13 protein-coding genes are annotated in these 13,528 nt (G+C 70.9%); 9 read left to right on the top strand and 4 right to left on the bottom strand.

Annotated elements, in window-relative coordinates:
• A partial coding sequence (locus ACWDS7_RS39135) for a purine-cytosine permease family protein (protein ID WP_451933374.1) occupies positions 1–1,268 on the bottom strand: 1,268 nt, incomplete at its 3' end.
• 69 nt (positions 1,269–1,337) lie between these two features.
• Here ACWDS7_RS39135 and ACWDS7_RS39130 point away from each other — a divergent pair.
• The gene (locus tag ACWDS7_RS39130) at positions 1,338–2,090 is read left to right on the top strand and encodes a TetR/AcrR family transcriptional regulator (RefSeq protein WP_451933373.1); all 753 of its coding nucleotides are present in this window, start codon (positions 1,338–1,340) and stop codon (positions 2,088–2,090) included.
• A 31-nt stretch (positions 2,091–2,121) separates the two neighbouring features.
• Entirely contained in the window at positions 2,122–3,744 is a 1,623-nt protein-coding gene (locus ACWDS7_RS39125; protein ID WP_451933372.1) for an amidohydrolase, read from the top strand.
• A 597-nt stretch (positions 3,745–4,341) separates the two neighbouring features.
• On the opposite strand, the gene ACWDS7_RS39120 is transcribed toward ACWDS7_RS39125, so the two are convergent.
• Complete coding sequence (locus ACWDS7_RS39120) at positions 4,342–5,322, bottom strand: helix-turn-helix transcriptional regulator (RefSeq protein ID WP_451933371.1); 981 nt, start codon at positions 5,320–5,322, stop codon at positions 4,342–4,344.
• Between the two features lie 185 nt (positions 5,323–5,507).
• On the opposite strand from ACWDS7_RS39120, the gene ACWDS7_RS39115 reads away from it, so the two are divergent.
• The 6 genes from ACWDS7_RS39115 (at position 5,508) to ACWDS7_RS39090 (ending at position 11,064) form a co-directional block, all read left to right on the top strand.
• Positions 5,508–6,527 carry a zinc-dependent alcohol dehydrogenase family protein gene (locus tag ACWDS7_RS39115; RefSeq protein ID WP_451933370.1) on the top strand — a complete coding sequence of 340 codons (1,020 nt, stop codon included), beginning with the start codon at positions 5,508–5,510 and terminating at the stop codon, positions 6,525–6,527.
• A gap of 386 nt (positions 6,528–6,913) precedes the next feature.
• Positions 6,914–8,998, top strand: coding sequence for an NAD-dependent DNA ligase LigA (ligA, locus tag ACWDS7_RS39110; RefSeq protein WP_451933369.1), 2,085 nt, complete (start codon positions 6,914–6,916; stop codon positions 8,996–8,998).
• Positions 8,995–9,489 (top strand): DUF6461 domain-containing protein, encoded by a 495-nt coding sequence (locus ACWDS7_RS39105; protein WP_451933368.1) that lies wholly within the window; start codon positions 8,995–8,997, stop codon positions 9,487–9,489. Before ligA ends, ACWDS7_RS39105 begins: the two co-directional genes overlap by 4 nt.
• A 362-nt stretch (positions 9,490–9,851) precedes the next feature.
• The gene (locus ACWDS7_RS39100; RefSeq protein WP_451933367.1) at positions 9,852–10,391 is read left to right on the top strand and encodes a DUF1062 domain-containing protein; all 540 of its coding nucleotides are present in this window, start codon (positions 9,852–9,854) and stop codon (positions 10,389–10,391) included.
• Between the two features lie 102 nt (positions 10,392–10,493).
• The gene (locus tag ACWDS7_RS39095) at positions 10,494–10,730 is read left to right on the top strand and encodes a hypothetical protein (protein ID WP_451933366.1); all 237 of its coding nucleotides are present in this window, start codon (positions 10,494–10,496) and stop codon (positions 10,728–10,730) included.
• A complete protein-coding gene (locus ACWDS7_RS39090) occupies positions 10,699–11,064 on the top strand; it encodes a hypothetical protein (protein ID WP_451933365.1) in 366 nt (121 codons plus the stop codon). The genes ACWDS7_RS39095 and ACWDS7_RS39090 overlap by 32 nt, the downstream gene beginning before the upstream one ends.
• Positions 11,065–11,381: 317 nt before the next feature.
• On the opposite strand, the gene ACWDS7_RS39085 is transcribed toward ACWDS7_RS39090, so the two are convergent.
• Positions 11,382–11,792 carry an STAS domain-containing protein gene (locus ACWDS7_RS39085; RefSeq protein WP_451933364.1) on the bottom strand — a complete coding sequence of 137 codons (411 nt, stop codon included), beginning with the start codon at positions 11,790–11,792 and terminating at the stop codon, positions 11,382–11,384.
• A gap of 256 nt (positions 11,793–12,048) precedes the next feature.
• Between ACWDS7_RS39085 and ACWDS7_RS39080 the strand changes: the two genes are divergently transcribed.
• A complete protein-coding gene (locus tag ACWDS7_RS39080; RefSeq protein ID WP_451933363.1) occupies positions 12,049–12,444 on the top strand; it encodes a helix-turn-helix transcriptional regulator in 396 nt (131 codons plus the stop codon).
• Positions 12,445–13,114: 670 nt separating this feature from the next.
• On the opposite strand, the gene ACWDS7_RS39075 is transcribed toward ACWDS7_RS39080, so the two are convergent.
• Positions 13,115–13,426: a universal stress protein gene (locus ACWDS7_RS39075; protein WP_451933362.1), complete on the bottom strand. Its 312-nt coding sequence runs from the start codon at positions 13,424–13,426 to the stop codon at positions 13,115–13,117.
• Positions 13,427–13,528: the final 102 nt, after the last annotated feature.

Genomic DNA, 13,528 nt, shown 5'->3' with positions numbered 1-13,528 from the left:
GCACCCGCCCGGTTGACGCCCGCGGTGAACCAGAAGGGGCTGCCACGGGTCTCGTCCGTGAGGGCGAGGCCGTCGTAGCGGCCGCGGCGCAGCAGGATGTCGGTGGCGTAGACGGCCATGCTGGGGCCGAGCAGGACGACGGTCAGCTGGAGGACGTTGCTGACGGTGTCGAGGAAGTCGGACACCAGCAGCGCGTACAGGGTGAGGGCGACGCCGAGGACTCCGTCGACGATCACGCTGAGGGAGCGGCGGACGCGGACGCCGACGGCCTGGAGGGCGAGGCCGGAGCTGTAGGCGGTCATGGCGTTGATGGAGATCGTGCCGAGCACCAGGGCGAGCAGGAAGACCGGGGTGAACCAGCGGGGCAGGATCGTCTCCAGCGCGGTCTGCGGGTCGGTCATGTCGACCGCGGTCGCGGCGAACGCGCCCAGGGAGGTGACGGCGACGCTGGGCAGGAAGCCGCCGAGCGCGGTCCAGCCCACGATCGCCTTCGGGGAGGTCGTGCCGGGCAGGTAGCGGGAGAAGTCGGCGCTGTTGGTGTACGAGAGCGGGCCCGAGGCGATGAGGGTGATGCCGCCGGCGAGGGCCGTCCACAGGGCGCCGCCGGTCAGCGGCTCGGCGGGCTCGTAGCCGAAGTCGGCGTGCCCGAGCACGCTGAAGGCCACGACGGCGAACGCGGCGGTGAGGGCCACGGTGATCGGGAGGTAGAGCTTCACGATCGTGGCGTGTCCGTAGACGCTGATGGCCAGGGTGAGCGTGGCGATGACCACCACGACGGCGATCTTGACGCCGGTGTCCGGCGCGATGCCGGCCTTCTCGACGAGGGAGAAGGCGGCCAGCGCGGCGGCGGCCAGGTTGAGGGCGATGTAGCAGATGCAGATCGCCCAGCCGGTGACCGCGATGTTCACCCGGTTGCCACGGACGCCGTACATCGCCCTCATGATCACTTCGCTCGGCGTGCCCGAGGCCGGGCCCGAGACGGCGAGCAGGCCGACCGGCACCCAGAACAGGTTGCCCACCACGATCACCGCGAGGGCCTGCCACAGGCTCAGGCCCATGAGTATCAGGGCGCCGCCGACTACCAGGCTCAGGTAGTTGACGTTCGCCGCCGCCCAGACGGCGAACAGCTCCCGGGCACGGCCGTGACGCTCCCGCTCGGGAATGTGGTCGATGCCGTGAACCTCGACACGGCCCGCCCGCCCCGAGGGCGGCGGCGTCTCGTGCGCGCCGTGCACGCCTGGGCGCGGGTCGGGGATCGTGGACGCCATGGAGCCCTCCGGGTGCTGGTCGTACCCACCTGCTTGCTTATTGGTCGCACACTCAATAGCATCCCGGGCATGCCGTCAAGCGTCCAGCACAAGCGAATTCGGAAAACTCCGGCCGCCCGACATGCGGAAATCGTCGTCGCGGCCGCCGCCGTCGCCCTGTCCGAGGGACTGGAGTGCGTCACTCTGCGGCGGATCGGCGAAGAACTCGGCGTCCGGCCGGGGCTGATCAGTCACTACTTCCCCTCGGCGGAGGACCTCGTGGCGGAGGCGTTCGGCAGCGCCGCGAGCGCCGAGCTCGACACCCTCCTGCCGGCCGAGAGGCCCGACGGGACCCCCACGCAGCATCTGGCGCGCTTCTTCGCGCACGCGGCCGGAGAGGCGTACGACGACATCAGCCGGCTCTGGATCAACGCTCGGCACCTCAGCCGCTACCGGCCCGTCCTGCGCGACCGGGTCGCCGAGCAGGAGGCCGCCTGGCGCGGGCGGCTGGAAGGCCTCATCCGGCAGGGTGTCGAGCGGGAGGAATTCCGGACGGACGACCCGTACGTGACGACCATTCAGATCTTGGTCGTGCTCGACGGCCTCGGCGCCCACGCGAACACCGACACCAGCGATCGCCCCGAAGCGGTGACGCGGATGGCTGTCACCACGGCGGAGCGCGGACTCGGCCTGCCGAGCGGCGCTCTCACCCGCCCCGTCGACGCGTCCACCGGCCCCTGCGCCCCCTCCGGCGCGGACTCGGCCGCCGGCCGGAACACGGGCCCGGCCGCCGGCGCCCACGGTGCGGACCCGGCCGCCGCCTCCTCCAGCACCCCCAGCTGACCCTCCCCCACCCGTTCTTCGAGGAGCCCCTGTGCGCACCCGTCTCGTCCTGCTCTCCGCCGGCCTGCTCGACCCGGTCACCGGCGAGTTCCTGCCGGAGACCGCCCTGGCCGTGTCCGGGGGGCGGATCTCCGCTCTGGGCGACGACCGCCGGATACGCGCGCTCGCGGACTCCTCGACGACAGTGATCGACCTCAGGGGAGCCGTGGTGATCCCCGGCCTGGTCGACGGGCACCTCCACCCCGTCTCGGGCGCCGAGCTGACCCACGGACTGGACCTGTCACGCTGCGCCGACCTGGACGCGGTGCGCGAGGCGCTGGCCCGCGAGGTCCGGAGCCTCGCGCCCGGCGCGTGGCTGCACGGCTGGGGCCTCGACCCGAACGTCTTCGAGGACCGGCCCGTCGAGGCCGCCGCCCTCGCCCCCGTGCTCGACGGCGTACCGGCCCTCCTGCAGCTCTTCGACGCCCACTCCATGCTGGCCAGCCCGCGCGCGCTCGAACTCGCCGGCGTCGACGGGCCGCGGAGCTTCGCCCAGTCGGCCGAGGTCGTCTGCGACGAGACGGGCCGGCCCACCGGGCTGCTCCTGGAGGACGCCGCCTGCGAACTCGTCGAGCGTGCCGCTCCGCGGCCCACGCACGCGGAGCGCCGCGCCCGGCTCGCCGCCGCCCTGCGCGGCATGGCCGCCGCGGGACTCACCGGCGGTCACGTCATGGACGCCAACGGCGACAGCCTCGCACTCTACGCCGAGCTCGACGCGGCCGGAGAGCTGCCGGTGCGGCTGCGGGTCGCGCCCTGGTGCCAGCCCGGCACCGACGCCGACGCGCTGCGCGCGCTCATCGAGCAGCAGGGCACCGGCGGCACGCTGTGGCGGACCGAGGGCGTCAAGCTCTTCATGGACGGCACCATCGACAACGGCACCGCCTGGCTGGAGCGTCCCGACTGCCACGGCGAGTCCACCCACGCCTTCTGGCCCGACCCCGAGGCCTACACCCGTATCCTCGGCGAACTCCACCGGGCCGGAGTGCCCACCGCCACCCACGCCATCGGCGACGCGGCCGTACGACATGTCCTCGACTCCGTCGAGAAGGCCCTGGCCACCGGGGACCGCGGGGTGCGGCACCGGGTCGAGCACATCGAGACCGTGCCCGACGACACCCTGCGCCGCTTCGCCGCGCTCGGCGTCGTCGCGTCCATGCAGCCCACCCACTGCTGCGACTTCACCCGGGCCGACCACACCGACAACTGGTCGCGCCGCCTCGGCGAGGAGCGCGCCTCGCGCGCCTGGCGCTGCCGCGACCTGTGGGACTCCGGCGCCACCGTCGTCCTCGGCTCCGACTGGCCCATCGCCCCCTACCCGCCGCTGGGCGTCATGGCGGGCGCCCGCCACCGTCGGCCGAGCCGCGATCTCAGCCGGCCCCCACACGGCCCCGAGCAGGCGCTCACCGCCCTGGAGGCTCTGCGGGGCATGACCGTCAACGCCGCCCGCGCGGCGGGCGAGGAGCGCGAGGCCGGCCGGCTCGCCGTCGGCCACCGCGCCGACCTCACGGTCCTGGCCGACAGCCCGCTCACCACCGCCGCCACCGACCTGCCGGACCTGCCCGTGCTGCTCACGGTCCTCGACGGCCGCCCCACCCACCGCGCCGCGAACCTGTGAGGCGTCACGACGGCCCGGTTGACCGGCGACGCCGCGGACATGCGCCACGGTTCCGGCAAGAAGCGCACGAGGGCAGGCGGCCGGCGCCCACCGGTAAGGCGGAGCGCGCCAGGGTCGGACGCCGCCCCCGGCCCGGGCGCAGGTGATCGCGTCAGCTCAGGTCAGCGCTGCCTGAAGGCCCTGCGGTAGTCGCGGGGCGGCACGCCGCGGCGGAGCGCGAACTGCTCCCGGAACACGGCGGCGCCGGCGTAGCCGACCTGGTAGGCGATGCTCTCGACAACTGCCCCCCGCTGCGGTAGGGCACGGTCACCAGGTCGCGGGCGATCGCGTTGGCGTGCGCGGCGCCGTACTCACGACGGATCAGGTAGAGGCAGAGGTCGACGCCCGCCAGCGCACCGGCACCGGTGACGAGCCGGCCCTGGTCGACGTAGAGGGACTCGGGACGGACCCGCACGGCCGGATGGCGGGCGGCCAGGTCGGCGGCGAAGCGCCAGTGGGTGGTCGCCTCCAGACCGTCGAGCAGTCCGGCGGCGGCCGGCAGGAAGCGGAGTCCGCCCTGGAGGGCCCTGTCGAGTGCGGCGTTTCATAGGCGGTCGCTCATGAAACGCCTGGCGTGTCAGGTCTGTGGGGGGCCGCGGCTTGCGGTCGGTCGCCGTGCCGGGGCGGGTGGCTGCCGGTGGGGGCGAGGGTGGCGGCCCAGCTGGCGAGGAGTCTGAGGGCGTCGTGGGAGGAGGTGCCGGGGGCGGCCGTGTACACGGTCAGGTTCAGGCCCTGGTCGGCCTGCAGGTCCATCGACTCGAAGTCGAGGGTGAGGTCGCCGACGGCAGGGTGATGGAAGGACTTGGTCCCGAAGTGGTGCAGGCGGACGTTGTGTCGGGCCCAGCGGGTGCGGAAGTCGGTGCTGCGGGTGGACAGTTCGCCGATCAGGTCGGTGAGGTCCTTGTCGTAGGGGTCCCGGCCGGCTTCGGTGCGCAGCAGCGCGACGGTGATGTCAGCGGAGGTGTCCCAGTCGGGGAAGAAATCGGGGCCTGCGGGGTCGAGGAACTGAAACCGCGCGATGTTGGCGGGGCGGGCGCGCGCCCCACCCCGGCCCAGGCCCTGACCTGCGGTGAGGTCGGGGTCCTGGAAGACGGGCCAGTACATGGCGCGGCCGAGCGGGTTGGCGGCCAGGATGTCCATGCGGCTGTTGCGGATGATCGCGGGGGCATCGCTCATGGCGTCCAGCATGCGCTGCAGACCCGGCCGGACCGTGCGGGCGGGACGGCGGCGGGCGCCGTGCCGGGCGCGGTGTCCGGCGTTGGCGCTGCGGGCCAGGTCGAACAGGTGAGCGCGTTCGGCGTCGTCGAGGCGGAGCGCGCGGGCGACGGCCTCGAGGACCTCCTCGGAGACGCCGGTGATGTGGCCTTTCTCAAGGCGGGTGTACCACTCGGTGCTCACGCCTGCCAGCACGGCGACTTCCTCGCGGCGCAGTCCGGGGACCCGGCGGCGGCCTCCACCGGGGAGAAGCCCGACCCGTTCCGGCGTGATCTTGGCGCGTCGGCCGGCGAGGAAGTCGCGGATGTCGTCTCGATTGCCCACAGTTTTCACTGTAGGTAAGGGACGTGGCGAGAGGGGGGTTGGGGTTGTACCCCCCATGAACCCCACCTCCCACGCGCGAGATGAAGCCGGTTTCCTGGTTGTTGTCACAAACAGTGATGACTTTCCGCCGTTACGCGACGGGGAATCCCACCTTGGCCGAAGACATCGCTTAAGGAGACTCACTCATGCGTGGAGCAGTCCTGTACGCCCCGGGTGACGTGCGCGTCGAGGAGCGCGCCGACCCGGGGATCATCGAGCCGACCGACGCGGTCATCCGGCTGACGGCGACCTGCGTCTGCGGGTCGGACCTGTGGCCGTGGCGCGGCGTCGATGAGGTCCGCGACCAGCCGATGGGCCATGAGTACGTCGGCGTGGTCGAACAGGTCGGCGACGAGGTCAAGAACATCAAGGTCGGCGACTTCGTCGTCGGCTCCTTCTTCGCCTCCGACAACACCTGTGAGATCTGCCAGGCCGGCTACCAGTCCCGCTGCGTGCACGCCGAGCTGATGAACAACATCGGCACCCAGGCGCAGCGGGCCCGCGTCCCGCTGGCCGACGGCACCCTGGTCGCCACCCCCGGCATGCCGGAGCCCGACCTGATCCCGTCGTTCCTGGCCGCCTCCGACGTGCTGGGCACCGGCTGGTTCGCCGCGGTCGCGGCCGAGGCCGGTCCCGGCAAGACGGTCGCGGTCGTCGGCGACGGCGCGGTCGGCCTGCTTGGCGTGCTGGCGGCCAAGCAGCTCGGCGCCGAGCGGATCGTCGTCTTCAGCCGGCACCGGGACCGGCAGGAGCTCGCAGTCGAGTTCGGCGCCACCGACATCATCACCGAGCGCGGCGATGAGGGCGTGGCCAAGCTCAAGGAGCTCACCGGCGGCCTCGGCGCGCACTCGGTCATCGAGGCGGTCGGCACGCAGGAGTCGATGATGCAGGCCATCCGCTCCACCCGCCCCGGCGGGCACGTCGGCTACGTCGGCGTGTCCCACGGTGTCGAGCTGCCCGGCGAGGAGCTGTTCTTCTCCGGGGTGCACCTGCACGGCGGCCCCGCCCCGGTGCGTCGCTTCCTGCCGGAGCTGATGCGGCTGATCTGGGACCGGAAGATCAACCCCGGCAAGGTCTTCGACCTCGAACTGCCCCTGGAGGAGGCCGCCGAGGGCTACCGGGCCATGGACGAGCGCCGCGCCATCAAGGTGCTCCTTCGTCCATAGCCCGGCCCGCGACAGCAGCCCGGCCCGCGACAGCCATCCCGAGCCGTGGCCGGCGCCGCCGCCGGGTGGCGCGGCCGCCGGGCCATGCCGGTGTGCCACGCCGACGGACATCGGCTGCCCGTCGCCGGTGCGGCCGGTGTCCCGCTCCACTTGACGAGGCGGCCGACAGCGACCGGGCCACCTTCCGCTTGACGAGGCGGCCGACAGCGACCGGGCCACCTTCCGCTCAGAGCCGGTGTCATCGCCGACCAGACCCTGCTGATCGGCTGACGCGACCGACCAGCCGGTGCAGCCCCTCGCCGACGGCCGTGCCCGGAGGAGCCGGTCCGGTTCAGGGCCACATTCCACAAGCCGAAACTGTCGGTGCCGCGCGACATGATGGGATCATGACCGACACGCCCCCCAGCACTTTCCTTGCTGATCAGACCGCCTATGCCGAAGCCGTTCAGCTCGCCGTGGACGCCGCTGCGGCCTATTACGGCGACGGCACGTCCACGCTGGACGACGACGCCTACGACCGGCTGGCTCGGGGCATCCAGGCATACGAGACCGAGCATCCCGATGACGTGCTGCCGACCTCGCCAACGGGCAAGGTGGCCGGTGGCGCGGTGGTCGGCGACGTGCCGCACACGGTGCCCATGCTGAGTCTGGGGAACATTTTCGGTGCTGAGCAGCTGGCCGGCTGGGTCGCATCGCTGGAGCGCAGGCTCGGCAGACCCGTCACAGCATGGAGTGTGGAGCCCAAGCTCGATGGACTGGCGATCACCGCGCGCTATCGCGGCGGGCGTCTGACGCAGCTGGTCACCCGGGGCGACGGCGTCGCGGGCGAGGACGTGAGCCACGCGATCGGCACCATCGTGGGACTGCCCGCGAGGCTGGCCGAGCCGGTCACGGTGGAGCTGCGCGGCGAGGTGATGATGACCACGTCCCAGTTCGAGCAGGCGTGCGCCAAGCGTCAGGCGCACGACGGCACCACGTTCGCCAACCCGCGCAGCGCGGCCGCCGGCACACTGCGCGCCCAGGACCGGCCGTACGTGTGCGAGCTGACGTTCTTCGGCTACGGCGCGCTGCCGCACCCCGACGACACCTCCGAGCTGGCCGCGCGGCTGCGCGAGCTGCCGCACAGCGAGGTCATGGCATGGGTCGCCGCTCAAGGCGCGCAGACTCCCGCCGTCACCGATGTCGGCGGGATCGTCGCCACCACCCTGGAGCAGGTCCAGGAGCGGGTCGAACAGATCGCCGCCAAACGGGCCGACCTGGCCTTCGGCATCGACGGCATCGTGATCAAGTGCGATCTCGCCGCCGACCAGGCGCAGGCCGGCTTCAGCTCGCGCGCGCCCCGATGGGCGATCGCCTACAAGCTGCCCGCCACCGAGAAGATCACCAAGCTGACCGGCGTCGAGTGGAACACCGGCCGCACCGGCATCATCGCCCCGCGCGCGGTGCTGAAGCCGGTCGAGCTCGACGGGTCCATCGTCACCTACGCCACCCTGCACAACGTCGCCGACATCACGCGGCGCGGCCTGATGCTCGGCGACAGCGTGGTGGTCTACAAGGCGGGCGACGTGATCCCGCGGGTGGAGTCGCCGGTGGTGCACCTGCGCACCGGCGACGAGCAGCCGATCGCGATCCCGCAGGTCTGCCCGAACTGTGGCGACGCGATCGACACCTCCCAGGAGCGGTGGCGGTGCGTGCGCGGCCGCGCCTGCCGGGCGATCGCCTCCATCAGCTACGCCGCCGGCCGCGACCAGCTCGACATCGCGGGGCTGGCCACCTCCCGCATCCAGCAGCTGCTGGATGCGGGATTCATCGCCGACTTCGCCGACCTGTTCTCCCTGACCCGCGAACAGGTTCTGGGCCTGGAGCGGATGGGTGAGACCTCCACCGACAACCTGCTGGCCGCCATCGAGCAGGCCAAGAAACAGTCCCTGAGCCGGGTGTTCTGCGCGCTCGGCGTGCGTGGGACCGGCCGGTCGATGTCGCGGCGCATCGCCCGCCACTTCGGCACGATGGAGGCCATCTTGGCCGCCGACGCCGAGGCCGTCCAGGCCGTCGACGGGATGGGGGCCGATAAGGCCAAGCTCATGCTCGAGGAGCTGGCCGAGCTGCGGCCGCTGATCGACAAGCTGATCGCGGAGGGCGTCAACATGACCGAGCCCGGCGCCCCTGCAGCGACCCTGGCCGTCGATGACGACAGCACCGGCGACGCACCGGTCGCCGCGCTGCCGCTGGCGGGCATGTCGGTGGTGGCCACCGGGACGATGACCGGCCCGCTGCAGGAGCTGTCGCGCAACGAGGTCAACGAACTGATCGAGCGCGCCGGCGGCAAGGCCTCCGGAAGCGTCTCGGCGAAGACCTCGCTGCTGGTCGCGGGCGGGAAGGCCGGCTCGAAGAAGGCCAAGGCCGAGGAGTTGGGCGTGCGGGTCGTCACCCCGGAGGAGTTCGCCGCCATGCTCGACGGTTTCCTGTGACGCCCGCCGGTCGGTGGGCGGCCCGCTCTCATGTCGCGGGCCGCCCGCCGACCGGCGGCGTGACGCGCGGCCGCCGCCCGCACCGTGGAGTCAGGGTCGGCAGCCGGCCGCGCGAGCGCCCTGGCGATATCAGCGGTTTCGACTGCTCGACGATGGAAGGGCTGTCCGCCCTGTCTCGGGACTCGGGCCGGGCGCTGAGCGTCAGCTGGGCCATCAACGGGGACGGAACCCTGGATTACGCGACCGACGGTCAGATGATCACGAGTCTCACCGTCATCTACCCCGCGCTCCGCGACGGAGCCGACCCTCATGCGCTGGACCCGTCCCTGGAAGGACTGCGTTTCGAACTCGGCAGCGGTCGAGAGGGGGCCTCGATCGAGGAGAGCATCAGCTCCGCGCTGACCCTGATCGGCCGCATCACCGGCCGTGAGATCGAACGGGAGTGGCTGGACGGCACGCACGCGCTGTATGTGATGCCGTCCCGGGACTGACGGGCCCGGCTGGTCGAGATTCACGGCAACCTCCGTGACCGGATCGCCGGAGCCGAGCGCAAGCGCTGTCTCCTCCTGCTCACCGACGGCCTGCGCACCACCTCAGCCACCCTGCCCCTCCCCCGGCCCCCGGGCTTTCCGAACCCTCCTGCTGACGGCGGTCGCGAAAACGGGTGGATCTTGTGGATGGTGGTCACCTATCTTGGGTCCTCACCCCTACGTGAGGACTCCGCGCGCATGACGCCGCCTGCTCTTTAGACCTGACACTTCCCTGCGCATCGGTCGCCGGCGACGCCGTCGGCTCTGTTTCCCATGCTCTTCGTCAGGTCTTCAGAGAGATCATGTCTTCACATCCTCATATCGTGCTGCCCTGGGTGGTGCGGCGCACCCGCCTGCCTCTGCTCGCCCTCCGGTGCGTGGCCTGCCCTTCCGGCCGCGCCACCATCGGCAACGGCAGGTTCCGCGTCAACGCCAACGGCAAGCTTCTCGACGTCTGGCTCCTGGTCAACTGCGTTTCCTGTGGCCGGACCGGCAAGCTCACCGTCCACGACCGCGTCCCGGTCCGCTCACTGCCCGCTGACCTTCTGGCCGGTTACTCGACCGACTCGCCTTCCCTCGTCGTGGACACCCTCCTCGACCCGTTGATCGCCCGGCGCAACCGGTTCGCGCTCGATTGGGACGGGTGCTGGGAACTCCACGCACCTCCCGTTCCCGAGAATCCGTGGCCCCTTCAGATCACGGTCACCTTCGACGCCCCCGTGCCGGTCCGTCCCGAACGGCTCATCGCTCATGGATTAGGCATCAGCCGTAACGAGGTCGCTCGCAGAGTCAAGATCGATATCCCGCTGAACCGCAAGACGGAGCTGGATTTCTCATTCGTCCTGGTGTGGTCGGTTCAGTAGGTCCAGGTATCGGTGCGACGCTTTCCGCCAAGGCAGAACACGGCTCTGCCGTGTTCTGCCTTGGTCAGGTCGACGCGGATCCAGTCGGCATTCTTGGCGACCGTGGCGGTGCAGCCGGTGCTGGGTACGCCGGCACCAGGTGACAGTGTCACCGCCGGCCTGCCCGGCGGCCCGTGGACGCTGCACCAACTGCGCCACTCCGCCCTCCCCCGGGCCGCCGAGGACGGCGCCGACACCTCGACCTTGCTCCCCTGTTCCGGGCACACCTCGGTCGCCTCACCGTCCCGCTACGCCCGCGTCCCCGGGGTTGAGGAACCCGCAGACAGCCGTTGGCGCTGAGATTGATCTTGGGCTGGAATGGCCAGCGGCGGTCGTGGCGTCGTCGGGCGGCGCGGATTTCGGCGTCGGTGATGTCGCCGTTGAGGAGGGGGTAGAGCTTGAGAAGGGCGACGTAGCCGCGGTCGTCGAGGAGAACGGTACGGACAGTGCCGCCCTTTCCGTGGATACGGACGTGTTCGTCGTCCTGGCGCAGGTCGAAGTCCTCGATATCCAGTCCGCACGCTTCGGCGCCTGCCGCAACCGCTCCAGCTCCGAGAACCGCGAACCCTCCGGGACCTCCAGCAGCCCGAGCAGTGCGCCAAGCATCCCAGCGCGTCCCGGCGAACAGCCGTAGAACGCTTCTCGTTTCGTTGCCCAAGGGCCCGGCGAGCACTGGAGGGGTCCCAGTAGCAACGACGCGTAAAGCAGCGGATATGCAGGTCGGCGGCCCGCCTTCCAAGCTGTTCTCGAAGGTCTTCAAGGAAGCTCTGACCTGCGTATCCGTTGAAGATTTCGCCGATACTACCGGGACCCCCGTAGGCTCGGCGGACAGCTCGCCGACCGGCGGGCGCCGACGCTGGGGGACCCGATGGACGAGGCGTACTCGACGCCGGGCGTGCACGAGACGCTGATGTGACCGAAGCCGTGAAAGACCGCGACCGAGTGGCCGGCCTATCCCTGCCGCGGCTGGTCGTGTCCGTGCTCCATGGCGCCGACCAGGGCATCGACGCCCGGCAACAGTCCCAGCAGATTCGCCAGACGACGCATGGGCGGCGGCACGTTGACCACACAGGCCGCGCCCGTGTGGCACAGCTCCGCCAGCAGGCACATCCCGCCGACGTCGATGAAACGCAGGTGCCCGACATCGATCAGGAGACGATCGTCGCCGTATCTGGCGCGGGTCAGCGTTTCCTCCAGCGCGGTGCGGTTGGTGGCGTCGATCTCGCCGATCAGCCGGATGAGGGTCGTGCCAGGCGTGGGGCGATAGGTCAGGCGCAGTTGGCGATCAACATAGATGACCGCGTCAATGGTGTCGTGGGGCACGGTGTCGTCGGATTCGGGGATGCCGGAGTGGATGGTCATGGAGCTGCGGGCAAAGGCGGGACGTGGCCGGCGGGGCTCCGGGAGGGCGGGCAGATACAGCCGCGCTGGGGCTGGAGAGCAGGCATGTGGACCTCCACCGGGGGAGGAAGAGCGGTTGACTGGAATCATCTCACCCGCAGCCTGTTTCGAGAAGACAGTTACCGGAAAGAAGCTTCCGGTAACATCTTATGGTAGACACATTTCGCCTCCGTTACCACCACGCTGAACCGCCGGCCCCGAAAGATGCGACATGGCCATGAGCAGCTCTGACGAGCCCACCTCCACCTGGACGTTCCTGACCCACCACGCCCGGGTGCTGTTGGAGATCGCCCGCGATCCGCACGCCCGCCTGCGCGACATCGCCACCCGCATCGGCATCACCGAACGCGCCGTGCAGGGCATCGTGTCCGACCTGCACCAGGAGGGCTACCTGACCCGCGGCAAAGTCGGCCGCCGCAACCACTACACCCTCAACCCCGAGCGCAGCTTCCGCTATCCGACCGAGGCCAACCTGCCCATCCGACTGCTCATCGACATCTTCACCCAGCACGACCTGCCCAGCGGCGGTGCACCCACCGCCCGCCACGCCGACACCTCAATGGCCCCGCTCGACTCTCCCGAGCATCAACCAGGCGCTGCTGCTTCTGGCTGACATTCCTGATGCGCATCGGCCCTCGACGCTGCCCGAAGGGGCCGACAAGCGTTGTTAATCGGCATCGACACGATCAGGCATGATCAGGGGATGGCCCTCTCACGTATCGGCCTTCGGGGAGGATCGGACCGGATTTTGGCGCTACGCCATCAGGGGTTGCACTCGGCGAGACCGGCGAGCAGCCGCCGGACCGGGACTGCATGATGAGCCCCGGCCCGGCGCGCCGCGCACCATCACCGGTGCGCAGGTTGAACAGGTGGTGGTACGCACGCTGGAGGAAGTGCCCGGGGGCGCCGCTCACTGGTCGAAACGGGAACTTGCCCGGCAGGTGGGCATCTCACCGTCCAGCGCGCTGCGCGTCCGGCGAGCCTTCGGCCTGCAGTCCAGGGTCGGAGTCATGACCGAGCGACACGTGACCTTGATAGGTGGTCCGCTGGACGGGACGACGGTTCCCGGGCCGATGTTGGTGGCGGACAGCACCTTGGAGACGGGGGCGTGCATGGTCGTCCCGCGGGAGACCTCCCGGGCGGTGTATGAGCCTGAGCCCGGGTCGGATCCCTACATCTGGCACTACCGCGGGTGCAGGCGTGCGGCCTCGGGGAACAACGGAACAGCGGTTGGCGCCAAGCCCTTGATCTTGGTCCCGGAGCGGTGACGGCTTGGCCGTGGGCTAGCGGTGGTGCGGCGGGTGGGGTGGCGGCGGCGGGATGGTGGCCGTGCTGGGTGCGGTCTCCGGCCAGACCAGCAGGACGGGGCAGGGGGCGTGGTCGACGATGAATCGGCTGGCGGGGCCGAGGCTGCGGGGTCCGAGGTGGGTACGGTCGCCGTCGCGGGCGAGGATGAGCAGGTCGGCGCCTTCGGCGGCGGCCACGACTTCCCGCTCGACGCGGCCCGAGTGTTCTCGCCGGGTGCACGGGCGTCCCAGCCGCTCGGCCGCGCCGGCCAGGAGCTTTTCGCCCGCCGCGGCGGCCAGGTGCTCCACCCGCGTGCCATCGCGCCGAGGAACGTCTGCTCCAGTTCCGTCGTGGTGCCGGGCCAGGCGCTGACGATCTGCATCCACAGCGCGTCGGCGTCCGGCAGCTCC

The organism is Streptosporangium sp. NPDC003464, from assembly GCF_053588315.1.
Note: the sequence above shows the minus strand (reverse complement) of the source record. Positions and strands in the feature narration are given on the sequence as shown.

Excerpts from the sequence above, each read along its gene's own strand:
- ACWDS7_RS39115 (WP_451933370.1), top strand. The coding sequence starts at position 5,508 with ATGCGTGGAGCAGTCCTGTACGCCCCGGGTGACGTGCGCGTCGAGGAG.
- ACWDS7_RS39080 (WP_451933363.1), top strand. The coding sequence starts at position 12,049 with ATGAGCAGCTCTGACGAGCCCACCTCCACCTGGACGTTCCTGACCCAC.
- ACWDS7_RS39085 (WP_451933364.1), bottom strand. The coding sequence starts at position 11,792 with ATGACCATCCACTCCGGCATCCCCGAATCCGACGACACCGTGCCCCAC.
- ligA (WP_451933369.1), top strand. The coding sequence starts at position 6,914 with ATGACCGACACGCCCCCCAGCACTTTCCTTGCTGATCAGACCGCCTAT.
- ACWDS7_RS39130 (WP_451933373.1), top strand. The coding sequence starts at position 1,338 with ATGCCGTCAAGCGTCCAGCACAAGCGAATTCGGAAAACTCCGGCCGCC.